Raw genomic sequence first — 21333 nt, 5'->3', positions numbered from 1 at the left:
GCCGGAAGCCTTGATTAGTCGTCCGGAGCGTGTCGCAACCCGCGCTACAGGGCAACTAGGGTTGGTAATGGGTTCACCTAGCCACAAAAAGTGCAACTACGTCACGGCTAACTACTAGAGTTCACTCTATGCGCATCGCTGACAATGGCGCGCACCGCGGCATTTTGCGATTTGGCTCTAACCGGACCTTCTCGCTTACGCGAACAAGTCGTGACACAGCTCCAGCGCGTCGACCAGCACATCCACCTCATCGGTGGTGTTATACATTCCGAAGGATGCGCGGCAGGTGGCACCGACGCCCATATGCTCCATCAGCGGCATGGCACAATGGGTGCCTGCGCGGACGGCGACGCCTTTTTTGTCGAGCACCGTTGAGATGTCGTGGGCATGCGCGGCCCCGTCGAGCGTGAAGGAAAAGATGGCACCCTTCGTCGCTGATTTTCCCTGCACATTCAGCCAGTTGAGACCGTCGAGGCGGTCGCGGGTATAGTCGCGCAACTCGCGCTCGTAAGCGGCGATATTGGCCATGCCGAGGTCCATCATATACTCAAGCGCCACGCCCATCCCGATGATCTGGACAATGCCCGGCGTGCCCGCCTCAAACATCATCGGTGGGTCATTCCATGTGACGGTATCACGCGTCACATCGCGGATCATGTCGCCGCCGCCCATGAAGGGGCGCATCTCGGCCATCCGCTCTTTGGAAACATAGATCGCGCCGGAGCCTGAAGGTCCGTAGAGCTTGTGGCCGGTGATCGCATAGAAATCACAACCCAGATCCTGCAGATCAACTGGCATGTGGACAGCGGCCTGCGACCCGTCAACCAGCACCGGTACGCCTTTGGCATGGGCGGCGGCGGTGATCGCCTTGATATCGACAATGGTGCCCAGCACGTTCGACATATGGGTCAGCGCCACCAGCTTGGTCCGCGGGCCAATCGCGTCGATCACCTTTTGCGGATCAAGGTCACCATTGGCATCCACATCCACCCATTTGATCACCACACCCTGGCGTTCGCGCAGGAAATGCCAGGGGACGATGTTCGCGTGGTGCTCCATGATCGACAGCACGATCTCATCGCCCGCCTCCATACGCGGCATGGCCCAACCATAGGCCACCATGTTGATGCCCTCGGTCGTGCCGGAATTGTAGATGATGCAGTCCTCGGACGGGGCGTTCAGGAACTTGGCGATGATGCTGCGCACGCCTTCATATTTGTCGGTGGCCAGATTGCTGAGGTAGTGTAGACCGCGATGCACATTCGCATATTCCTGCGAGTAGGCTTGCGCGACCGCATCAATCACCACTTGCGGCTTTTGCGCTGACGCACCACTGTCGAGGTAAACCAGCGGCTTGCCATGCACTTCGCGCGCCAAGATCGGAAAATCTGCGCGGACCTTTGCGACATCAAACATCAAAATGCTCCCGGTGGAGTGATCCCCAGCATGCCCATCACCAATCCAGTGCCCAGCACGGTGCCAATCAGGGCCATGAAAATCACAACGATGGCTTTGCCCAAATTCGCGAAACTATGTAGGACATTCACGAGATTGACAAAGACCCAAATGATCGCACCCAGCGACATCAGCCCGAAAAGCGCGGCAATCGCCGGACTGAGCAGGACAAGCAGGACCTGCATGGCTTCCAGTGTCAGGCTGACCGCCTGAAACCAAACCAGCAGGGTCAGCGTCCCCTCAATCGTGCCATCACCACCCATCATGCGTCCGGCATGGACCAGCATGAAAATCATGAAGGTAAGAAAAGCACCGATAATCGCCAAATAGCCAAAGGGCGACACGGTGATCACTTGCTCGGGTGCATCGGCAGACATTGGCGAAATGAGTTGCAGCACACCCAGCAAAAGCACGTTCAGCACAGCGACCAGAGCCAGCGCGGTCCACAGGACATCGCGCGAAAATTGCATCGACAGCACCTTGCCCGCCATCTCGGCCGGTTGGGTCACGCTGATCCAGACCGTTTGCATCCAGGTTTGGAAACTGATCGTCATGCTTTGCTTTCCGCCTCGCGCAGACACTGCACCCAAATGATCAAAAAGGACGCTACCCATATCCCGCCAACCAGACGGGTTTCAACCCCGGGCCCCATGAAACCGGCGGTCAGTCCATAAAGCAGCAAAAGCGGGGTCGTGGCCAGCATCGTCCAGAAAAGCGCCAGCCGCGCGCCATACCAATCCCCCTGCCCGCCCAACACCCGAGCGATCACATGCGTCAGTGCGGCAAAGACATAAAGAAACAAAGGCCAAATCATCAGCCACGCCATGAACTCATAGGCCATCAACCGGTCGAGCGCAGGTACATCCGCGCCCGGCGGCAGGTCAAACCCGGCGGCCAGCCGCGACAGGCGCGGCCATTGCGCGACGAAGATCAGAAAGCATGCGATCATCAGATAGGCAATCGCCCGATCCTCGCGCCGGCCCTGATCCAGAAGGTCGCGCATCACCGCCCGTGGCCTGCGCCACGTGCGGACAATGTCCGTCGTGACCGGCATCAGCTATGGCGCGACAACCAGCTTTCGAGCCGGTCCCGCAATTCATCGGCCAAGGCACTGTCGTCAATCTCATCCAGCGCTTCGGCGAGGAATGACAGCGTCAGAAGGTTCCGTGCGTCCTTCGCCGACACCCCGCGCGAGCGCAGATAGAAAAGCGCCGTCTCATCAATCGCGCCGGAGGTGGAGCCATGCGAACAGGCCACATCATCGGCGTAGATTTCCAGTTCCGGCTTGGCGAGGAACTGGCTGTCGTCATCCAACAGAAGCGACTGGCTTATCTGGTAGCCATCCGTTTTCTGCGCGCCTTCCTTAACGAGGATCTTGCCCTGGAAGACGCCGGTCGCCCCGTTGCGGAGGACCTTCTTAAAGACCTGACGGCTTTCGCAATTCACAGCATCATGGGTGATGAACACGGTGTCATCGTGGTGGAAATCCTTGCCATCCCCGACGCAGGCTCCGGCCACATGAGCCACGGCCTCGTCACCGACAATCTCAATCACACATTCATTCCGCGTCAGCACACCATTGAAGGTGAGCGTGAACGACTTGAAACTGGAATTAGCCGCAATCCTTGCAAAACAATGGGTTGAGGCACGACGTTCATGGTCACGACCTTGGGCGCGGACATGATGAAATACGCCACCTTCGGCAACCTCGACCTCAAGCTGCTTGGAAAAACGCGCCGCAGCGGGGCCGGTTTCAAGCAATGTGACCTCGGCGCCCACATCGACTTTGACCACGTTATGCAGCACCGCATCAGAGGCAACATCATGATGCAGATAGATGAAGTTGATGGGTTTTGAGACCTTCCCGGTGGCACGGATCACAACACCATCGGTAGCCAAAGCTGTGTTCAACGCCGCCAAGGGGCGCTCGACCGGCTTCTGACCGCGCGCCTCAAGCACGCCGTAGACGTCCTTGACCCAATGGATGTCGGCCTGCATCGCGTCCGCCAGACGTTCGATCTCAACACCTTCCGCGCTCAGATCGTCCGAGGCATCCGCGTCAAACACGCCATCGACAAAGACGATCCGCACGCGATCCACATCGGCGAAAAGAGGACCTTCATCATTGTGAAAAAGGGCCGCCTCTGGTGCTGTCGGAGCATTCAATGAAGTTGGATCGGTATATTTCCAATATTCATCGCGTTTGCCGGGCAGGCCCATCTGCCGCACGCGCGCCAAGGCTGCCGACCGCGCCTCTTGCGCCCAAGTGGCGCCACCCGGCAGCGTCACGCCGCTCAGCCGCGCCCCGGTCGCATCGATTTTGACTTGTGGAAGGGCCATTTATGCCACCTCTGCCAGAATGTCGGCATAGCCGTTATTTTCGACCTCCAGCGCCAGTTCAGGGCCGCCGGATTTCACGATTTTGCCGTCCGCCATGATATGCACGACGTCAGGTTTGATATGGTCCAGAAGGCGCTGGTAGTGGGTGATGACCAGGAATGCCCGTCCTTCTGAGCGGAGGGCGTTCACACCCTCCGACACCAGTTTCATCGCATCCACATCCAAACCGGAATCAGTCTCATCCAGAATGCACATCTTGGGCGCAAGCATCGCCATCTGCAGAATCTCGTTGCGCTTTTTCTCGCCGCCCGAAAAGCCCACATTCACGGGGCGCTTGAGCATATCGCTGTCGATCTTGAGGCTTTTCGCCTTTTCACGCACGGCTTTCAGGAAGTCACCCGCGCTCAATTCCTCTTCACCGCGCGCCTTGCGCTGCGCGTTCACCGCTGTGCGCAGAAAGGTCATGTTGCCCACACCGGGGATTTCCACCGGATATTGGAACGCCAAAAACAGACCGGCTGCAGCACGCTCTTCCGGCTCCATCTCCATCAGGTCAGCGCCATCCAGCGTGGCCGACCCTTCGGTGACCTCATAGCCATCGCGCCCGGAGAGCACGTAAGACAATGTGGATTTGCCCGACCCGTTTGGCCCCATGATCGCATGCACCGTGCCGGGCTCAATCGTCAGATCAACGCCTTTGAGGATCTGCTTGTCTTCTTCTTCCAGTTGGACCTTCAGGTCTTTGATTTCCAGCATCGTTCTCTCCTCAGAATGCGAATGAATGCGGCGTGCCAATTCGCCCCTTGCGCGCGGTCGCGCAAAGGGTCGTGCCTGCAGAGTTTGGACGTTTAGCGGTTAAAAGTTGTAGACGGTCGACCCGATCACCACCGAGGGCGGTTGTGTCGTACGTTCGATATAGGCTGCGTATTCCGGCGTGTAGATCGTCGCCATCTGTTCGGGCCAGCGCCAGAACAAATTGTGACCGGCCGCCAGCATCGCGCAGACACCGACCATCTGGGAAAATCGCGCGCCCCAGGAATTGCGTTTGATCAGCGCGGTCAAAACCAAAAGGAACCACAGCCCTGCCATCACGTCGATGGCAATCGTGATGGGCGTTGTCTCGATCAGTTCGAAGTACCGCACGCGCAAAAGCTGAGCCATTGCGAGACAAAACGCGCCGATGATGCCGGAGACGAGAAACGGTCCGATGATATCCTCGTCGTTGGCGACCTTCGGCTTCTTGATCTTGTCGCGCGGCACCCGCTTGGGGATATGCATCTTCAGATCGGGGTCGTAGTAGGACTTGTTGCGCGGATTGTTGATGTTCTTTATCCGCCGATTGAAGTCGTTGATGTCCTGCTTTGTGTTCGCCATCGGCGGCAACCCCGAGATGTCTCCAATACATCTCAATTGCCAGCGAACTGCGGCAAGATCGGGGCCACCCGATGGCCGTCTCGCGACGATCTATGCGCGAATGCATCGTCATGTGCTAGCCGACAGAGCCTTCCAGCGAAATCGCAACCAGCGCTTGCGCTTCCATCGCGAATTCCATCGGCAAGGCCTGCAGCACGTCCTTGCAGAACCCGTTCACGACAAGCGCAACCGCTTCTTCCTCGTCCATGCCCCGCGAACGGCAATAGAAAAGCTGGTCATCATCCACTTTAGACGTCGTCGCCTCATGCTCTACACGGGACGAGTTATTTTTCACCTCGATGTAAGGCACGGTGTGCGCGCCGCATTTGTCGCCTATCAGAAGCGAGTCACACTGCGTGTAATTGCGGCTGTCCTTGGCCTTCGGATGCATCGAGACAAGACCGCGATAAGTGTTCTGCGCCTTGCCCGCGCTGATACCTTTCGACACAATCCGCGACTTCGTGTTCTTGCCCAGATGGACCATTTTCGTGCCGGTATCGGCCTGCTGCATGTTGTTGGCGATGGCAATGGAATAAAACTCACCCTGGCTGTCATTGCCGCGCAGGATGCAGCTTGGATATTTCCAGGTCACGGCAGAGCCGGTTTCAACTTGCGTCCACATCACCTTGGCCCGGTCGCCCCGGCAATCGGCGCGCTTGGTCACAAAGTTATAGATTCCACCATTGCCGTTCTCATCGCCCGGATACCAGTTCTGGACGGTGGAGTATTTCACCTCCGCATCCTCCTCGACGATGATCTCGACGACTGCGGCATGCAGTTGCGCCGTATCTCGCTGGGGCGCCGTGCAGCCTTCCAGATAAGACACATACGATCCCTTGTCGGCGATGATCAGCGTCCGCTCAAACTGGCCCGTATTCTCGGCATTGATCCGGAAATAGGTGCTCAGTTCCATCGGGCAGCGCACGCCCGGCGGCACGTAGACAAATGATCCATCCGAGAAAACTGCAGAGTTCAGCGTGGCATAGAAATTATCCGACGGCGGCACAACGCTGCCCAGATACTTCTTCACAAGTTCCGGATGCTTCTCGATCGCCTCAGAAATCGAACAGAAGATCACCCCGGCCTTTTCCAGCTCCTTCTGGAAAGTCGTGCCAACCGATACGGAGTCAAACACCGCATCCACAGCCACCTTGCGACCTTCAGCAGGAGCATCTTCAGCCCCCTCAACACCCGCCAGGATCATCTGTTCCTTTAGCGGAATGCCCAACTTCTCATAAGTCGCGAGCAGTTTTGGATCGACCTCGTCCAGCGATTTCGGCTTCTCTTCCATGCTCTTCGGCCGGGCATAGTAATAGATGTCCTGGAAATCGATGTCAGGGTAATCAACCATTGCCCAGGTCGGCTCTTCGATCTTTTCCCACCGCGCAAAAGCGGACAGACGCCAGTCGGTCATCCAGTCCGGCTCATTGTTCTTCTCGGAAATCAGGCGCACGATCTCGGGGTTCACACCCTTGGGCGCATATTCCATCTCGATCTCGGTTTCCCAGCCATATTTATAATTGCCCGAGAGCTCTTTGACCGCATCAACCGTTTCCTGATCGACACCTTCTTTGACTTCGACTGTATCCATCGCGTTCATGGCATCCTCTCTCTCAAGCAGCCCGCCTGCGGGCATGTTTTTCCGTCCAGGCCTGCGCAAAGCGCATGACCTCCTCCTCTGATGTGTCCAGACCAAGCGAGACACGCAAAGCGCATGCCGCCTGGTCGTCGTTCAGGCCCAAGGCCTGCAAAACCCGGCTGACCTTGACCTTGCCGCTGGAACAGGCTGACCCTGCCGAGACGGCAAACCCCGCCAAATCCATCGCCATGACCTGGGTTTCACCTTTCCACCCTTCGGTGATGAAGCAGCTTGTATTCGGCAGCCGCGTTGCATCTTTCCCGACAAAAATAGTACTGTTTTCGGCGGCCTCAATAGCACTTTCTAGAATATTTCTAAGTTTCTGCACCCGGTCCCATTTTCCCGCCGCCAGATCAGCCTGCGCCGCTGCGGCAGCAGCCCCCATCCCGGCAATCGCCACCACGTTTTCGGTGCCAGAGCGGCGGCCCATCTCCTGCCCGCCACCCTTCATTTGTGACGCAACATCAGTACCTTGCGGGAAAACCAGCGCACCAACACCTTTCGGCCCGCCAAACTTATGGGCTGACAAAAAGACCATGCCGACACCCGACCAGTTAAAGGCAAACGGCACCCGGCCAAAGCCCTGCGTAATGTCAGACACGGCCAGTCCTTGCGGCAAATCCTGCAAAATACCCGTCTCGGAATTGGCCAATTGCACGGCAGACCCCGCCGGGTCATCGACCACAACCGCGCCATCCACGACCGGCAAAACCGGATCAATCCAGGCATGCACCGCATCATGCTCAATCGGGGCCGCCTTCAGCCCACGCCCCGCCAAGGCCAAAGCCGCTGCCTCCGTCGCCCCAGAGGTAAAGACCACATCCGCACCCGATGCCCCCACAGCCTCAGCCACCTGCGCACGCGCCCGCTCCACAATCCCTTTCGCCGCACGCCCCTCCGCATGCACCGATGACGGATTACCCACGACATCCATCGCCGCGAGCATCGCCGCTCGCGCCTCCACCCGCAAAGGCGATGTGGCATTATGATCCAGATAAACGCGCATCTCTTCTCATGTTCCGAAATACCTAGGGGGAGGCCCGTCAGGGCCGGGGGCAGAGCCCCTATCCTTCATCCACAACTTCAAACAAGGCTGGCACCGCCGGACAGGGTGCCAGTTCATTGCCCACCACATCCGATAACCGCGCCTGATGCAAAAACACGTACACATGAGCCGAAAGACCTTCCCATAACCGGTTGGTCATGGATTGCGCCCGGCTGCCGGACGTCGCCCCCGATGCCCCGGCGCCCTTATGCATCGCCGACACTGTCTCATCGACCGCGCCCAGAATCTCCGACACCCGAATATCCGATGCCGGGCGCGCCAGACGATACCCACCGCCCGGTCCGCGCACAGAATCGACCAGTCCCGCCCGGCGCAGCTTCACAAAGAGCTGCTCCAGATAGGGCAGCGAGATATCCTGCCGCTTGGAAATCTCGGTCAGGTTCACCAGCGCATCATCTTTCTGCAGCGCCAGATCCGCCAGTGCGACCATCGCATAACGCCCCTTGGTGCTTAACTTCATGTCACCTCCCCCACCGGCTGCGCAATTTCATTGACGCCACGCCGCCGCGTCATTAGTTCACCCTGCACACGAGTTCAGGGGGCAAATCCCCAACTTAGAATCTTTCTAAAGTGCCTTAGCATTTTCGTCAACAATGCAGATGGCCCCAGCAACGACGGAACAGAATGCCCGAAGTTATCTTCCCCGGACCCGAAGGGCGCCTTGAAGGGCGCTATCACCCGCAAAAAGACCGAGACGCGCCCATCGCCATTGTTCTGCATCCGCACCCGCAATTCGGCGGGACAATGAACAACCGGGTCGTCTACAACCTGCATTATGCCTTTTACAACATGGGCTTCACTGTCCTGCGGTTCAACTTCCGCGGCGTGGGGCGCAGCCAGGGCGAATACGATCAGGGCGTTGGTGAGCTTTCCGACGCGGCCTCCGCGCTCGACTACCTGCAATCGATGAACAACAATTCCAAGCATTGCTGGGTCGCAGGTTTTTCCTTTGGCGCCTGGATCGGCATGCAGCTTCTGATGCGGCGGCCCGAGATTACCGGTTTCATTTCGGTCAGCCCGCCCGCCAATATGTATGATTTCAGCTTCCTCGCCCCCTGCCCGTCTTCGGGGCTGATCATCAACGGCACCAATGACCGTGTCGCGCCACCGCAGGATACGGTGAACCTCGTCAACAAGCTGCACGAGCAGAAGGGCATCACCATCACCCATGAATGCATGGAAGGGGCCGGGCATTTCTTCGAAGATCCGCATATGGATCCGATGATCGACACCGTCAAAGCCTATGTGCGCCGGCGGCTGACGGAGACGACGCGCTAGCCATGGCTGATGAATACCTCGAACGCGTCGCAGGTGAATTGGCGGATCTGGCGCTGGCCGATGAACGGCGCAGTGCCGACAACCGGATCGTCGACGAAATTGGCGAGATCGTGGGTGCCTCTTCGCAAACCTTGCAAGAGGCGTTTCTGACTGCCGTGCGTGTCCGCCGGGCTGAAACGCGTGCCCGGCAATTGCTGGCCGAACGTGCAGCCGAACAGATGAACAAGGCAACGCCGCTCATTTCTCAGGATGAGGCTGCAGATGCCGAAGTCGTTGACGAGCCAAGTGAGGCGCCAGCACCCGCCCAACAGAGCGATAGCGAGACCGAGGCGGTGATGGAAGAGATCGACAACCTGATCAAACCGACCCGTCCAGGGCGCCGTTAATCTGGGGAATCACCGCGCGTGAAGCGCGGAGAACGCAGCTCCATTCGATCTGAAGCGCCATCCTTGCCCAGATCATCGCGACGCTTCCGCTGGCGAAAAGCTGCACTACTCCATCAATCAGGTTTCATTTCTGACACATAGCTGCGTGGGGCCTCTCCGCCAAATCGCAGTTGGCTTGCCCTGCATTACATGAAACGGCGCACTCAGCGACACAATCTCACCAGAAAATATTTCTCATTTTCATAACCCTACGACGCGCTCTTTAACTAACGTGACGATTGGCACAGATAAAACCAGACTTATTCGTCACATTTTTGTCACGTCACAAGCCCGTTCAGGCCACGCCCGCCTCGTCAGATCAAAGGTAAGCTGGATAGAGTAAACACACGAGCAAGCGAAAGGACCAGAAAATGGCCAGCGCAAAACCGACTACCCCCAAACCCGCCGTCGCGGCAAAGCCGGCGGCCCCCGTACAACAGGGCCAAAGCAAGCCGCAGACACACGTTTATACCGATTTTGCGAGTATCTAACGGTTAACATAGTTGCATATGGCCGGTGAGGTCGTTGCTGCCAGGATCGTCCTCCCCGATCCCGCCTTGCCCCTCACTGGCCCTTTTTTCGCAGGCCGCTTAGACTGGCCGCATGGCAGCACTGACAACGATCCGTAACATTGGCCCCGCGTTTGCGGAGGCTTTGACAGCGGTTGGCATCACATCGGCAGAAGAGCTGCGTGCACTCGGCGCCGACGCGGCCTATGCAAAACTGCTCGAAAACGGCAGCAAACCTCATTTCATCGGCTATTACGTTCTGCACATGGCGTTGCAGGGCCGTCCCTGGAACGATTGCAAGGGGGCAGAGAAACAGGCTCTGCGCAAGCAGTTCGACGCGATCAAGGCCCGCAGTTTCGATCAAGACCGGTCGGAACTTGAGAGAATCCTGAACCAAATCGGCGTCATTGACCGCAAAGCAAAGTAAATACCCTTCACATACCCATGAAAATCGTGTATGTAAAAGGTATGAACATAGAACAGGATATTGATTTCGAACTCGCCCGCCTCCGCAAGCTCGCCTTTCGGATGGACGCCCTTGTCAGGATCCCCGGTACACGGATCTGCATTGGTTTTGACAACCTGATCGGCCTCATGCCGGTCGTCGGTGACCTGTTGACTGCCCTACCCGGCCTTTGGATGATCAATCAGGCGCGCAGGCTGGGTGCCTCACCCGGCACGCTGGCGTACATGGTGCTGAATACGGCCTTTGATACGGCCATTGGTGTGATCCCGGTCGTGGGTGACGTGTTCGACGTTTTCTATTGCGCCAATATCCGCAACTACCGCGCGCTTGAGCGCAGTCTGAATAAAAAAGCCGCCCGCGCCAAAACGGTGCGGACGGCCCATGATCCCGTAGGGTGGGTGAAACCCACCCTGATTAGTTAACCCACCAGTTCCAGACCGGAGAAGAAGAAGGCGATCTCTTCCACTGCCGTTTCAGGCGCGTCAGAGCCGTGGACCGAGTTTTCACCAATCGACAGCGCGAATTCCTTGCGGATTGTACCTGGGGCGGCGTCTTCTGGGTTCGTGGCGCCCATCACTTCGCGGTTCTTCGCAATCGCGTCTTCGCCTTCGAGCACCTGCACCACAATCGGCTCTGAGATCATGAATTCGCACAGTTCGTCAAAGAACGGGCGTTCCTTGTGCACACCATAGAATGTCTGCGCCTGTGCCAGGGTCAGATGGATGCGCTTGGAGGCGACAACGCGCAGGCCAGCCTCTTCGAATTTGGCGACGATCTGACCGGTCAGGTTACGCTTGGTGGCGTCAGGTTTGATGATCGAAAATGTGCGCTGGATTGCCATGATCTCTGGTCTTTCCTTGATAAGTTTACATTTGCGTCGCCCCTAGCATGGCGCCAAAGCAGAGAAAAGGGGCTTTGCGCAGGGCAGATCGGGGCGGTAGCCTTGGCCCATGTGGCAGTTGGTTTTCCACCCTGTTTTCGGGCGGCTTTTTGCAGCACAGGTCGTCGCGCTTTTGGGCACGGGCCTTCTGACCGTGGCGCTTGGCCTTTTGGCGTTTGATCTTGCGGGGGCCGCAGCAGGTGCGGTCCTAGGCACGGCCTATGCGATCAAGATGGTCGCTTATGTGGGGCTGTCGCCGATTGCGGGGGCCATGGTCGCCAAGATCCCGCGCAGGCAGGTGCTGATCGGGGCGGATATCGTCCGGGCCGTGGTCGCGTTGTCGCTGCCCTTCATCACGCAGGTCTGGCAGATTTATCTGGCCATCTTCCTGCTGCAGGTCGCTTCCGCCACTTTCACCCCGACCTTTCAGGCAACCATCCCCGATGTGCTGGAGGATGAGGATGAGTACGCCAAGGGCCTTTCGCTGTCCCGCCTCGCCTATGATCTGGAGAACCTGCTCAGCCCCGCGCTCGCCGGCCTCATGCTCTTGCTGATCAGCTATCACTGGCTGTTCGGGGGTACGGTGATCGGATTTCTGATCTCTGCCCTTTTGATACAAGCCACCACACTGCCTATGCGCCGTGCGGGCAAGGACCGCCCCTTCTCGGAAAGGCTGACGCGCGGCACAAGGATTTATCTAGCCACGCCACGCCTGCGCGGCCTTTTGGCGCTCACGCTGCCTGCCGCTGCGGCGAGCGCGTTTGTCATCGTCAACACGGTGGTTGTGGTGCGCGGATTCTACGCCGGGAGCGATCGGGATGTGGCCATCGCACTTGCCGCCTTTGGTGCTGGGTCGATGCTGGCTGCCCTCGCCCTGCCGCGCCTTCTGCAGAACCGCAATGACCGCCCGGTCATGCTGACCGGTGCCGCGCTGCTGACTATGCTGATGGGGTTACAGACCGCCGTCACACCCAGTTGGCCGCTGTTTCTGGGTCTTTGGACATTGATGGGTCTTGGCTATTCCGCGACCATAACGCCGCAAGGGCGGCTGATCCGCCGGTCTGCTCATGCCGATGATAGGCCCGCTGTGTTCACAGCGCAATTCGCTTTGTCACATGCGTGCTGGCTGGTGACCTATCCGCTGGCCGGTACGCTGATGACCCAGTATGGCGCGCAGGTGACCTTTGCTGCGCTGGGTGTAATCGGACTGATCGGCGTCGCACTCGCATGGCGGCTTTGGCCCGCGGGCGATCCGGTGATCGTGGCACATAGCCATCCTGACCTGCCCGACGATCATCCGCATCTGAAAGGGGGCGGGCACAGCCATGCCCACCCCCTGATCATTGATGACGAACACCATGCGTGGCCGACGAATGGTTAGCTTTCGCTGTCGGTCAGGCCGTCCACAGCGAAGAACATCGTCTCGCCGGAATGATCGTCCACCCCGTCATTGTCCGTGGCAACCCATGCACGACCGTCCGGGGTGAAGGTCAGACCTTCTACCTTATCAAGGACATAGCCGCCGGTGCTTGTCAGATCGGGGATCAGGTCGCGGACAACTTCCTTGCTCACGACAGGCAGGTCACCGCCCAAAGGTGCGGGCACCATTTGGTCAAGCGAAACGCGGGTGATCTGCTTGGTCACCGCCGCCGCACCGATCTGATTGTCGCGCTCCAGAAGGTAGACATGGTCGCCTTGCGCCACGATCTCTGACAGGCCAACCCAACCGGCAGTAGGCGCGTCCAGCGGATAGTGCACCGCACCCCATTCCTCAGTCCCCAGGTTGTAGGCTATCAGTTTCACCAACCCCGCCGGGTCATCTTCCCATTCGCGCTGCACGGCCATCCAGAGCGTATCACCAACCAGCGTCAGCCCTTCAAAGCCAAAGCGGCGCTGCACGGCCAGCAGTTCATTCGGCAGACCAATCTCCTGTTCGATCTCGCCATCAGCATTCACGTGATAAAGACCATGCGGCACCATCCGGTCAATCCGCCCTTCCGAGGCGATCCAGTAGCCACCCTCACCATCCGAGGTGATCCCTTCCATATCCAGCTTCTGCGCCGGACGCCCTGCACGTGTCACAGGCAGTGCATCGGTGATACGCGCGGGCATTGCGCTCACATCAATCGTGAAGATCGTAGGCTGATAGCCATAAAAGCTGTCATTCACGGCCACCAACGTCTCATCACCCACAGCCGCGAGGCCCGAAATCGCGCCCCAGCCAATCAGCTCATCCGCGCCAGCCGAAGTTAGATGCGGATAAACCGGATCCGCGTCGGAATATTCAAAGATCATCACATGGCTGCGCACGCCGCCATCTTCGATCAGATCCACCTCATTGGCCGAGACCAGCAGGTTCCGCTCCGGGATCGACACATAGCCCTCAGGCCCGATCCCCGATGGCAGGAGTTGCGCCAGAACAGGGTTCGCCAGATCAGTCGCGTCATAGACACCAACCATCGACCCACGCTCAGACCCCACAAAGATCATCCGCGTGCCGCCAAAGGTCGCCGTCTCGATGCTTTCCGGCTCAACGCCTTTGCTGTCAGAGCGTTTGTCTGGATAATGCCCCGCCTGAATGATCGCGTGTTCAAAGCTGACACCGCTTTCATAGACAACCGTGCCGTCACGGTTGAAAACCGTCCACCCGCGAGAGCCGCCATCCATATCGCCTTCATTGGCAGTGGCAAAGTGATCTTCATCGACCCATTTCACCGCATCCGGCTCCCGCACAACGCCCGCCTGGCTTTCGGTAAAGATCAGCGCGCCGCGCTCGTCGGTCGCGTCGATCATGTCCAGATCAACCGCTCCCGCACTGAAATGCGAGGTCACTTCACCCGCCCGGTTCACCACCACCATGTGATTGTTTTCCTGCAGGCTGACGACCACATCACCTGCCGCGTTGATGTCGACAAATTCAGGCTCGGGGTCCTCGGGGCTAACCTCGGCAAGGCCCGTCAGCGCGACCGTCTGCAATGTTGCGCAATCCGCACCCGCTTCGCTTACATCAACCATAACCAAGGCACCAGCAGGCAGCTGACCCGTGCGGCCATCGCCCAAATCCTCATCCCGCTCATTCTCGATGGCGACAGCGACAAAGCTGCCGTCTGGCGCGACCGCAATGCTGTCGGGCTGGCCGCCCAGATCACAGCGGCTAAGCTCATCGCCGCTTGCGACATCGATGGCCACCAGATGGCCGGAGGGCTCGGTAAAGCTCTCGGATGTGTTCACACCAACAAAAGCCGTTGCACCGGCGATTCCTACCGCAGTCGGCTCTCCATCAAGGCCAACATTGCCTAGCGGCGCTGGGTTCGCAGGATCAGTGATATCAATCCGCCCGATCACACCCAGTGGGCTGTCGGTATAGACCAGCGTCATGCCATCCGCGGTTAACGCGATAATTTCGGCAGATGTTTCAACAGCTTGATCGCCGTCGCCGATATTCAGATGGGTTGGAAAGGATGCGATGCGGTTAAATGCGTCCGCCTGCGCCATGCCAGCAGTCAGCGCCAAGACAGACGTCAGGCCAATGGTACGATAAGTCATGAAGGTCCCCAAATTTCTCGTGCCGCATCCCATGCAGCGTGGGGGCAACGATAACGTAACAAGGGGATGAAGGTTTTATGACAGCGGCCCGTGCGGTCCGCCATTTGAATAGAGGCGCCCAGAGCGCTATTGTGCAGCAATCAGCAACACTGAGGACAAACACCATGCGCATTCTGGCCCTTGTCCTCATCGCCCTGATCGCGGCCCTGCATGCCTATATCGCCTATTTCGAGATCTTCGCTTGGGAAGTGACCGGCCCTCGTGTCTTCGCGTCCTTCCCGCCAGAGCTTTTCAGCCAAACCACAGCGATCGCCGCCAATCAGGGCATCTATAATGGCTTCCTTGCCACCGGGCTGCTCTGGGCGCTGTTGATCCGCGACGATGTCTGGCAACGCAATGTGGCGACCTGCTTTCTGCTCTTTGTGATCGCGGCAGGGCTGATGGGTATGGCGACAGTCTCCATCCGCATTTTCTTTGTGCAATCGGTGCCCGCGCTGATTGCGCTGGCCCTTCTTTTGCTGGCCCCTCGGAAAACCACAATTGCCTGATTGACCCTGCAGGGCTGATCAGGCAAAGCCCGCCCATGCTCAAGATTTCCGACATCACTTATTCTGTCGAAGGCCGCACGCTGGTCGAAAACGCGACCGTGACGATCCCGACCGGGCACAAGGTGGGCCTCGTGGGCCGGAACGGGTCGGGCAAGACGACGCTTTTCCGGGTCATCCGGGGTGAGATGGTGCTCGACACCGGCTCCGTAAGCCTGCCACAGGGCTGGAAGATCGGCGGTGTAAGCCAGGAAGTCCCCGGTAACGACGTCTCGCTCATCAACACCGTCCTCGCCGCTGACACGGAACGTGCAGCACTCCTCGCCGAGGCCGAAACCGCCACCGACCCCCAGCGCATTGCCGAGGTCCAGACACGCCTCGCCGACATCGACGCCTGGTCGGCAGAGGCGCGTGCGGCTACCATCCTACGCGGCCTCGGCTTCACCAATAATGAGCAGAAGATGCCCTGCTCCGCCTTCTCCGGCGGCTGGCGAATGCGTGTCGCCCTCGCCGCAGTCCTTTTCAGTGAACCCGACCTCCTGCTGCTCGACGAACCAACCAACTATCTCGACCTCGAAGGCGCGCTGTGGTTGGAGGCCTACCTCGTCAAATACCCCCACACCGTCCTGATCGTCAGCCACGATCGCGAGCTTCTGAACCGTTCCGTGGGCGGCATCCTGCATCTCGAAGACAAAGGGCTAACCTACTACACCGGCCCCTATGACAGCTTTGCCAAACAGCGCGCGGCGAAACGGGCTGTACAGGCGGCGGCGGCCAAGAAGCAGGAAGCGCAGCGCGCGCATTTGCAGGCCTTTGTGGACCGGTTCAAGGCCAAGGCCTCCAAGGCCAAACAGGCCCAGTCCCGCGTGAAAATGCTTGAAAAGATGGAAACGATCCGCGCGCCCGAAGACGCCGCGCGCACCATCTTCACCTTCCCCGAACCCGAAGAACTCTCGCCCCCCATCATCGCCACCGAAGGTGCCGACGTCGGCTATGGCAACCACATCGTCCTACACGATCTCGACCTGCGCATCGATCAGGACGACCGCATCGCCCTTCTGGGCCGCAACGGTGAAGGCAAATCGACCTTGTCGAAAATGCTGTCGGACCGGCTGCCCACCGCCCGCGGCAAGATGGTGCGTTCGAACAAGCTGCGCATCGGGTTCTTCGCACAGCATCAGGTGGACGAATTGCGGGTCGAAGAAACCCCACTAGACCACCTCTTCCGCGAACGCCCGAACGAGGGTCAAGCCAAACTTCGCGCCCGCCTTGCCGGTTTCGGCCTTGGCGCCGATCAAGCCGAAACCGAGGTCGGCCGCCTCTCCGGCGGACAAAAGGCACGCCTATCGCTCCTGCTCGCCACCCTGCCCGCCCCGCATCTCCTGATCCTCGACGAGCCAACCAACCACCTCGACATCGAAAGCCGCGAGGCGCTGGTCGAAGCGCTCACCGCCTATTCCGGCGCCGTGATCCTTGTCAGCCACGACATGCACCTTCTGTCGATGGTGGCCGACCGGTTGTGGCTGGTCAAAGACGGCCGGGTGAAGCCCTACGAGGACGACCTGCAAGCCTACCGCAAGATGCTGCTGACGCCCGAAAAGCCTGCGGAGAAACCCAAAGCCGTCAAAACCCCCAAACCCAGCCGCGACACAATCCTGACCCTGCGGGCGGAGGTCCGCAAAAGCGAAGACCGCGTGAACAAAATCAACGAGATGCGCGACAAACTCGCCAAAAAACTCGCCGACCCCGCGCTCTACGAGGACGGCAAAGCAGGCGAGTTGGAGACGTGGAACAAGAAATATGCCGAAGTCATGGACGGGCTTGAGCGGGCCGAGGGGCTCTGGATGGCAGCGCTGGAGAAGTTGGAGAAGGCGGAAAATGCTTAAAAGCAAGAGCATCAGCATTTACGATTACGTTGAACAGATGCGTCAACGTCCAGGGATGTTCACTGGCGGCTCTCTAGCTCCTATTGAAAACCTGCTATTGGGCTACGAAGTTGCCCTCAACAACCACGGCATCGTTGAGGAGCATCGCGGAAGGAGGTTTACCGTCTCCTCGTTCTCAGAGTGGCTGTATGAAACGAAGGGTTAGAGTACCAATCTCGGCTTTAGCTTTGCAATTGAAGAGAATACGCGAGACACTGCGATGCACTTGGATGTCTTTTTTGATCTTGTTTCTGAGTATCAGAAAAGCACAGCGCCAGGACAGTCCAATTAGTTTTTGTCATCCGACAATATCTTCTGCCGGAGACTTCAGATTTCTGGAAATCTGATTTCAGTTCACCTTGTACCCGCTGCCCTACGCGCTGGCTCCATCAGGCATTGTGGCAATTCTAACCACTCTGGATAACGTGGCGGCGGCAGATCAACCAAGCCTAATGCAATAAGCCTTTCAGCAACTGCGCGATCTGACTGATAGTACTCACCCACCGTCAGAACCGGGGTGTAATTTGGTTCTGTGCCCAGACCAGCATCGCCAAGCAACCCAAGCATAGCAACGCATGTCGCAGCTTGTGATTGACAGTACTTGTCACACAGTCGGATGTTTGGCCTTGTCCAGGGATTTCCTTCTGCATATCGACGGTAGCTAGTCGCCAACATGTCAATCTCCTCAGTGGTCGGAGGCTGAGGCGCGTAATCCGGTCCATAAGGCCCTATACTGATCAGTTCGCCCAATCTTAGCGTATGCTCGCCCATATCGGATTGCTCTACGAGCCCTCTTTTGCCCTCATCAAACCAGCGCAACATACCTTTTACTTCTAGCGCCATCCAATTGCGCGAAATCAATGCCTGCTGAAACGCCTCTGCACGTTCAGTTGTCCAAAACTCCTCTTTCCAACGGGACGCATTTTCTGCGGCTTTTGCGGGATCCATCTCCGCGACTAAATCTGCAGTTACATGGGAATAGCCAAAAAACCATGTCACGATACGCGACACGTCAGGATCATCCTGCAGGTTTTCTGCAGCAAACTTGGCCAATTCGATATCAATCGGATCATTGTTTACGATGCCCAATTCGACAAATTGGGCGAGCCGCGATTTCATTCCAGCGGCGATTATCACCTCAGCGTTGTCGATCCATTTTTCCGAAGTCTCTGCCTGTGCAATGTGTCGTAAAGCGCGCAGAGCCGGATAGGCCTCATGATCCACATTGAAGGGACGCAAACGACGCTCTTCTTCTGTCGAGACTGCTGGAAGCAGCGCGAGGAATGCCTCGCGCGTTAGTCCTTCGTTGTGGAAAGACCGCCGCGCGAAAACCTGATTCAAAAACAGTCGCGCAGCAACATTCCCCTCAGCTGCGAGTTCCCCAATCGTCCGCAACGCGGATTCTGATTGATCCTCCGCCAACCACATCAAGGCAGCTTCACGCAGCGCAGGTTCATCTGCTCCGGGAATGGGTTCTGCTCTGGCGGGCGAAACGGCGATCACTACGCAAAAAAACGCAAATGCGAACACTCGCAGAATTGAAGCCTTAAGTCTTTCCATAGTTGGAGTATGGGACAGGGCGCCAAGCCATTCAACGCGTTGCCCTCTTGCCCCCGGTGCGAAAACCCACCAATCATCCATTCCATGACCGAACTCCCCGCGCTGATCGCCGCTTTCACGACGATGTTCATCATCATCGACCCGCCGGGGCTGGCACCTGTGTTCATTGCGCTTACGCAAGGGATGAGCGCGGCACAACGGCGGGCGATTGCGGTGCGGGCTTGCGTCGTGTCGGCGGTGCTGATGGTGCTGTTTCTGTTCTTGGGCGAGACGGTCCTCGGCTTTATCGGCATCTCGATGGACGCTTTCCGCATCGCTGGCGGTGTCCTCCTGTTCCTGACCGCCCTCGACATGCTCTTCCAGAAGCGTCAAGCGCGCCGCGAGGAAAGCGCCGCCGAAGGCCAGGCAGAGCATCACGACGACCCCTCGGTCTTCCCCCTTGCCCTGCCGTTGATCGTTGGACCAGGTGCCATCACGACCATCATTCTATTGGCAGGTGAAGCGCAACGCGCGGTCGATTTCGGGGCCATTGCGGGCGTCCTTCTCGCCGTTCTCTTCATCGTCTTCATGGCCTTCCTCGCCGCCCCCTCCATCGAACGGGCCTTGGGCAAAACGGGCCTCAACATCGTTACGCGCGTGCTTGGTATGCTGCTGGCAGCACTCGCGGTGCAGTTCGTGCTTGATGGGCTCAGGGGTTTTGGGATCGGCGGCTAGCGCCTATATCAGCGTCATGAGTACAGATCAGATCATGCAATTGACCTACCTCGTCCTGCTGGGCGTCGCCATTGGCGGCTCTGCCATCGTCGCAGGGCGCAACAATATGGGCAAAATGGCCCAGCAAGCCGCTATCTGGGCGCTGATTTTCATCGGTGTAATCGGCGCTTACGGCTTGTGGGAGGATATCAGCGGCGACGTCGCGGCCCGTCAGACTGTGATGGATGACGGTCAGATCGCGGTGCCGCGCAGCCCGGACGGGCATTATTATCTGACTTTGGACCTCAATGACGTCCCGATCCGCTTTGTTGTCGATACCGGGGCGAGCCAGGTGGTGTTGAGCCAGGACGACGCGCGCCGCATTGGGATCGACCCGGATACGCTCAGCTATTTCGGTGCGGCACAAACCGCCAATGGCGTGGTGCGGACGGCTTCCGTCGAAATCGCCAGCGTCGCAATTGGTCCGATGCAAGACCGGAATGTGCCTGCCGTCGTCAATGGCGGGGCGATGGACGAATCCTTGTTGGGCATGACCTATCTGGGTCTTTATGACCGAATCGAGATCGCCAATGGCGAATTGGTTCTGACGCGATGAGGGCGCTGATCCTGCTGCTGACGCTCGCCGCCTGCACGCAAGCGCCAACGGAATTGCCCGAGGATTTCGATCCGACTTTCCAGTTCTTCGCAGCCCCTAACTAATCAGGCGATCAGATCGGCCCAGATCGCGCGATTGACCTCTGCAAATGGGGCAATGTGACCGATCCCGTCCAGATCATAGGCATCTGGATCAACCACCAACTGGGTTTTGTCAGCAGCGCGATAGTAATCCATCAAGCCCCACACCGATTTGGGCGGGATCAATGCATCATCCTTGATCGCCACGACCTTCACTGGCGCTTTCACCCCGTACCAATCGGGCATGGGCAATTGCGCTCCGATGTCGCCGGCAAAGAAGCCCCGCTTGGTGCACCAGCGCCGCCATTGCCAGAAGACGCCTGCCGGGATGTCATTGCCAAAGCCCAAACGCTTGCCGGGCATGTAACCGGCCAGATAGGTGGCGGGCGGGCCAACCGCATACCAATAGGCGGCTGCGTAAAGCTTGTAAGGGTATGGATGGCCCGCGACATGGGCCGGGCCAGACGCAATCGCGATCACGCGGTCAATCTGATCGAGATCTTTCTGGAATGGCAGCATCATGCCGCCCAGCGAATGGCCGATCACCCAAAGGGGCACCTCTTCCACCAGACCGCGCAGATGATCACGCGCCGCCTGTTGGTCATGCACGCCCCAATCCGCCATTGTCGCGGTGGAGGTTTTCATCGGCCCCCGCGCAGAGCTGGCGAAATCCCGGTAATCATAGGTCAGGCAGGCAATATTGCGCGCCTCGGCCAGCCAGCGGGCAAATTTGGCGTAGTAGCGTTGTGGAACACCAGTTGCACCGTGCAGCACCGCAACAGCCCGCGGGCGCGTATAGGTCCCAAAGAACCGCCCGCGCAGCTTTTGGCCACCCGAATAGAACCACTGATCCTCGTATCCGATCCCTGCATGTATGTTCATAGCCGCCCTCCAAGA

General features: G+C 58.4%; 24 protein-coding genes. 11 read left to right on the top strand and 13 right to left on the bottom strand.

Annotated features, from left to right (window positions below):
- Nucleotides 1-195 precede the first annotated feature (195 nt).
- From SLH49_RS17580 to SLH49_RS17540, 9 genes are all read right to left on the bottom strand, one after another.
- Nucleotides 196-1416: a cysteine desulfurase gene (locus SLH49_RS17580; RefSeq protein ID WP_320270453.1), complete on the bottom strand. Its 1221-nt coding sequence runs from the start codon at nucleotides 1414-1416 to the stop codon at nucleotides 196-198.
- Complete coding sequence (locus tag SLH49_RS17575; RefSeq protein ID WP_320270452.1) at nucleotides 1416-2009, bottom strand: YIP1 family protein; 594 nt, start codon at nucleotides 2007-2009, stop codon at nucleotides 1416-1418. Before SLH49_RS17575 ends, SLH49_RS17580 begins: the two co-directional genes overlap by 1 nt.
- Complete coding sequence (locus SLH49_RS17570; protein WP_320270451.1) at nucleotides 2006-2509, bottom strand: YIP1 family protein; 504 nt, start codon at nucleotides 2507-2509, stop codon at nucleotides 2006-2008. The genes SLH49_RS17575 and SLH49_RS17570 overlap by 4 nt, the downstream gene beginning before the upstream one ends.
- Nucleotides 2509-3795: a SufB/SufD family protein gene (locus tag SLH49_RS17565; RefSeq protein ID WP_320270450.1), complete on the bottom strand. Its 1287-nt coding sequence runs from the start codon at nucleotides 3793-3795 to the stop codon at nucleotides 2509-2511. Before SLH49_RS17565 ends, SLH49_RS17570 begins: the two co-directional genes overlap by 1 nt.
- Entirely contained in the window at nucleotides 3796-4551 is a 756-nt protein-coding gene (gene sufC / locus SLH49_RS17560; RefSeq protein ID WP_320270449.1) for a Fe-S cluster assembly ATPase SufC, read from the bottom strand.
- A gap of 99 nt (nucleotides 4552-4650) precedes the next feature.
- On the bottom strand, nucleotides 4651-5169 hold the full coding sequence (locus SLH49_RS17555) for a hypothetical protein (RefSeq protein ID WP_320270448.1): 519 nt from the start codon (nucleotides 5167-5169) through the stop codon (nucleotides 4651-4653).
- 115 nt (nucleotides 5170-5284) lie between these two features.
- Entirely contained in the window at nucleotides 5285-6808 is a 1524-nt protein-coding gene (gene sufB / locus SLH49_RS17550; RefSeq protein ID WP_320270447.1) for a Fe-S cluster assembly protein SufB, read from the bottom strand.
- 13 nt (nucleotides 6809-6821) lie between these two features.
- Entirely contained in the window at nucleotides 6822-7853 is a 1032-nt protein-coding gene (locus tag SLH49_RS17545; RefSeq protein ID WP_320270446.1) for a cysteine desulfurase family protein, read from the bottom strand.
- Nucleotides 7854-7911: 58 nt separating this feature from the next.
- Nucleotides 7912-8373 carry an Rrf2 family transcriptional regulator gene (locus tag SLH49_RS17540; RefSeq protein WP_320270445.1) on the bottom strand — a complete coding sequence of 154 codons (462 nt, stop codon included), beginning with the start codon at nucleotides 8371-8373 and terminating at the stop codon, nucleotides 7912-7914.
- 164 nt (nucleotides 8374-8537) lie between these two features.
- On the opposite strand from SLH49_RS17540, the gene SLH49_RS17535 reads away from it, so the two are divergent.
- The 4 genes from SLH49_RS17535 to SLH49_RS17520 all read left to right on the top strand — a co-directional run bounded on the left by SLH49_RS17535 (nucleotide 8538) and on the right by SLH49_RS17520 (nucleotide 11013).
- Nucleotides 8538-9191: an alpha/beta hydrolase gene (locus tag SLH49_RS17535; RefSeq protein ID WP_320270444.1), complete on the top strand. Its 654-nt coding sequence runs from the start codon at nucleotides 8538-8540 to the stop codon at nucleotides 9189-9191.
- Between the two features lie 2 nt (nucleotides 9192-9193).
- Complete coding sequence (locus tag SLH49_RS17530; RefSeq protein WP_320270443.1) at nucleotides 9194-9577, top strand: hypothetical protein; 384 nt, start codon at nucleotides 9194-9196, stop codon at nucleotides 9575-9577.
- Nucleotides 9578-10219: 642 nt separating this feature from the next.
- The gene (locus SLH49_RS17525; protein ID WP_320270442.1) at nucleotides 10220-10552 is read left to right on the top strand and encodes a TfoX/Sxy family protein; all 333 of its coding nucleotides are present in this window, start codon (nucleotides 10220-10222) and stop codon (nucleotides 10550-10552) included.
- Nucleotides 10553-10593: 41 nt separating this feature from the next.
- Nucleotides 10594-11013, top strand: a complete 420-nt coding sequence (locus tag SLH49_RS17520) for a DUF4112 domain-containing protein (protein WP_320270441.1) — start codon at nucleotides 10594-10596, stop codon at nucleotides 11011-11013.
- Here the strand turns inward: SLH49_RS17520 and ndk are convergent.
- Nucleotides 11010-11432, bottom strand: a complete 423-nt coding sequence (ndk, locus tag SLH49_RS17515; RefSeq protein ID WP_320270440.1) for a nucleoside-diphosphate kinase — start codon at nucleotides 11430-11432, stop codon at nucleotides 11010-11012. The two genes, SLH49_RS17520 and ndk, sit on opposite strands and share 4 nt — an antisense overlap.
- Nucleotides 11433-11541: 109 nt before the next feature.
- Here ndk and SLH49_RS17510 point away from each other — a divergent pair, with 109 nt between their 5' ends.
- The gene (locus SLH49_RS17510; protein ID WP_320270439.1) at nucleotides 11542-12852 is read left to right on the top strand and encodes an MFS transporter; all 1311 of its coding nucleotides are present in this window, start codon (nucleotides 11542-11544) and stop codon (nucleotides 12850-12852) included.
- Here SLH49_RS17510 and SLH49_RS17505 read toward each other — a convergent pair.
- Nucleotides 12849-15017 (bottom strand): esterase-like activity of phytase family protein, encoded by a 2169-nt coding sequence (locus tag SLH49_RS17505; RefSeq protein WP_320270438.1) that lies wholly within the window; start codon nucleotides 15015-15017, stop codon nucleotides 12849-12851. The two genes, SLH49_RS17510 and SLH49_RS17505, sit on opposite strands and share 4 nt — an antisense overlap.
- 164 nt (nucleotides 15018-15181) lie before the next feature.
- Here SLH49_RS17505 and SLH49_RS17500 point away from each other — a divergent pair, with 164 nt between their 5' ends.
- The 3 genes from SLH49_RS17500 to SLH49_RS17490 are packed head-to-tail and all read left to right on the top strand — an operon-like array spanning nucleotide 15182 to nucleotide 17653.
- Nucleotides 15182-15565 carry a DUF1304 domain-containing protein gene (locus SLH49_RS17500; RefSeq protein WP_320270437.1) on the top strand — a complete coding sequence of 128 codons (384 nt, stop codon included), beginning with the start codon at nucleotides 15182-15184 and terminating at the stop codon, nucleotides 15563-15565.
- A gap of 35 nt (nucleotides 15566-15600) precedes the next feature.
- The gene (locus tag SLH49_RS17495; protein WP_320270436.1) at nucleotides 15601-17448 is read left to right on the top strand and encodes an ABC-F family ATP-binding cassette domain-containing protein; all 1848 of its coding nucleotides are present in this window, start codon (nucleotides 15601-15603) and stop codon (nucleotides 17446-17448) included.
- Complete coding sequence (locus tag SLH49_RS17490) at nucleotides 17441-17653, top strand: hypothetical protein (protein WP_320270435.1); 213 nt, start codon at nucleotides 17441-17443, stop codon at nucleotides 17651-17653. The genes SLH49_RS17495 and SLH49_RS17490 overlap by 8 nt, the downstream gene beginning before the upstream one ends.
- A gap of 188 nt (nucleotides 17654-17841) precedes the next feature.
- Here SLH49_RS17490 and SLH49_RS17485 read toward each other — a convergent pair whose 3' ends face one another.
- Entirely contained in the window at nucleotides 17842-19047 is a 1206-nt protein-coding gene (locus tag SLH49_RS17485) for a hypothetical protein (RefSeq protein WP_320270434.1), read from the bottom strand.
- A gap of 84 nt (nucleotides 19048-19131) precedes the next feature.
- On the opposite strand from SLH49_RS17485, the gene SLH49_RS17480 reads away from it, so the two are divergent.
- The 3 genes from SLH49_RS17480 to SLH49_RS17470 are packed head-to-tail and all read left to right on the top strand — an operon-like array spanning nucleotide 19132 to nucleotide 20460.
- Complete coding sequence (locus SLH49_RS17480; protein WP_320270433.1) at nucleotides 19132-19761, top strand: MarC family protein; 630 nt, start codon at nucleotides 19132-19134, stop codon at nucleotides 19759-19761.
- Between the two features lie 16 nt (nucleotides 19762-19777).
- Nucleotides 19778-20356: a TIGR02281 family clan AA aspartic protease gene (locus SLH49_RS17475; protein ID WP_320270432.1), complete on the top strand. Its 579-nt coding sequence runs from the start codon at nucleotides 19778-19780 to the stop codon at nucleotides 20354-20356.
- Nucleotides 20353-20460 carry a DNA polymerase III subunit chi gene (locus SLH49_RS17470; RefSeq protein ID WP_320270431.1) on the top strand — a complete coding sequence of 36 codons (108 nt, stop codon included), beginning with the start codon at nucleotides 20353-20355 and terminating at the stop codon, nucleotides 20458-20460. Before SLH49_RS17475 ends, SLH49_RS17470 begins: the two co-directional genes overlap by 4 nt.
- On the opposite strand, the gene SLH49_RS17465 is transcribed toward SLH49_RS17470, so the two are convergent.
- Complete coding sequence (locus SLH49_RS17465; RefSeq protein ID WP_320270430.1) at nucleotides 20461-21318, bottom strand: alpha/beta fold hydrolase; 858 nt, start codon at nucleotides 21316-21318, stop codon at nucleotides 20461-20463.
- Nucleotides 21319-21333: the final 15 nt, after the last annotated feature.

Source organism: Cognatiyoonia sp. IB215446, from assembly GCF_033963825.1.
In the GTDB taxonomy this organism is placed as follows: domain Bacteria; phylum Pseudomonadota; class Alphaproteobacteria; order Rhodobacterales; family Rhodobacteraceae; genus Yoonia.
This window is presented reverse-complemented; position numbering and strand designations above follow the sequence as displayed.

Bases quoted from the DNA above. Each gene is read 5' to 3' on its own strand.
- SLH49_RS17580 (WP_320270453.1), bottom strand. From the start codon at position 1,416: ATGTTTGATGTCGCAAAGGTCCGCGCAGATTTTCCGATCTTGGCGCGC.
- SLH49_RS17575 (WP_320270452.1), bottom strand. From the start codon at position 2,009: ATGACGATCAGTTTCCAAACCTGGATGCAAACGGTCTGGATCAGCGTG.
- SLH49_RS17570 (WP_320270451.1), bottom strand. From the start codon at position 2,509: ATGCCGGTCACGACGGACATTGTCCGCACGTGGCGCAGGCCACGGGCG.
- SLH49_RS17565 (WP_320270450.1), bottom strand. From the start codon at position 3,795: ATGGCCCTTCCACAAGTCAAAATCGATGCGACCGGGGCGCGGCTGAGC.
- sufC (WP_320270449.1), bottom strand. From the start codon at position 4,551: ATGCTGGAAATCAAAGACCTGAAGGTCCAACTGGAAGAAGAAGACAAG.
- SLH49_RS17555 (WP_320270448.1), bottom strand. From the start codon at position 5,169: ATGGCGAACACAAAGCAGGACATCAACGACTTCAATCGGCGGATAAAG.
- sufB (WP_320270447.1), bottom strand. From the start codon at position 6,808: ATGAACGCGATGGATACAGTCGAAGTCAAAGAAGGTGTCGATCAGGAA.
- SLH49_RS17545 (WP_320270446.1), bottom strand. From the start codon at position 7,853: ATGCGCGTTTATCTGGATCATAATGCCACATCGCCTTTGCGGGTGGAG.
- SLH49_RS17540 (WP_320270445.1), bottom strand. From the start codon at position 8,373: ATGAAGTTAAGCACCAAGGGGCGTTATGCGATGGTCGCACTGGCGGAT.
- SLH49_RS17535 (WP_320270444.1), top strand. From the start codon at position 8,538: ATGCCCGAAGTTATCTTCCCCGGACCCGAAGGGCGCCTTGAAGGGCGC.
- SLH49_RS17530 (WP_320270443.1), top strand. From the start codon at position 9,194: ATGGCTGATGAATACCTCGAACGCGTCGCAGGTGAATTGGCGGATCTG.
- SLH49_RS17525 (WP_320270442.1), top strand. From the start codon at position 10,220: ATGGCAGCACTGACAACGATCCGTAACATTGGCCCCGCGTTTGCGGAG.
- SLH49_RS17520 (WP_320270441.1), top strand. From the start codon at position 10,594: ATGAACATAGAACAGGATATTGATTTCGAACTCGCCCGCCTCCGCAAG.
- ndk (WP_320270440.1), bottom strand. From the start codon at position 11,432: ATGGCAATCCAGCGCACATTTTCGATCATCAAACCTGACGCCACCAAG.
- SLH49_RS17510 (WP_320270439.1), top strand. From the start codon at position 11,542: ATGTGGCAGTTGGTTTTCCACCCTGTTTTCGGGCGGCTTTTTGCAGCA.
- SLH49_RS17505 (WP_320270438.1), bottom strand. From the start codon at position 15,017: ATGACTTATCGTACCATTGGCCTGACGTCTGTCTTGGCGCTGACTGCT.
- SLH49_RS17500 (WP_320270437.1), top strand. From the start codon at position 15,182: ATGCGCATTCTGGCCCTTGTCCTCATCGCCCTGATCGCGGCCCTGCAT.
- SLH49_RS17495 (WP_320270436.1), top strand. From the start codon at position 15,601: ATGCTCAAGATTTCCGACATCACTTATTCTGTCGAAGGCCGCACGCTG.
- SLH49_RS17490 (WP_320270435.1), top strand. From the start codon at position 17,441: ATGCTTAAAAGCAAGAGCATCAGCATTTACGATTACGTTGAACAGATG.
- SLH49_RS17485 (WP_320270434.1), bottom strand. From the start codon at position 19,047: ATGGAAAGACTTAAGGCTTCAATTCTGCGAGTGTTCGCATTTGCGTTT.
- SLH49_RS17480 (WP_320270433.1), top strand. From the start codon at position 19,132: ATGACCGAACTCCCCGCGCTGATCGCCGCTTTCACGACGATGTTCATC.
- SLH49_RS17475 (WP_320270432.1), top strand. From the start codon at position 19,778: ATGAGTACAGATCAGATCATGCAATTGACCTACCTCGTCCTGCTGGGC.
- SLH49_RS17470 (WP_320270431.1), top strand. From the start codon at position 20,353: ATGAGGGCGCTGATCCTGCTGCTGACGCTCGCCGCCTGCACGCAAGCG.
- SLH49_RS17465 (WP_320270430.1), bottom strand. From the start codon at position 21,318: ATGAACATACATGCAGGGATCGGATACGAGGATCAGTGGTTCTATTCG.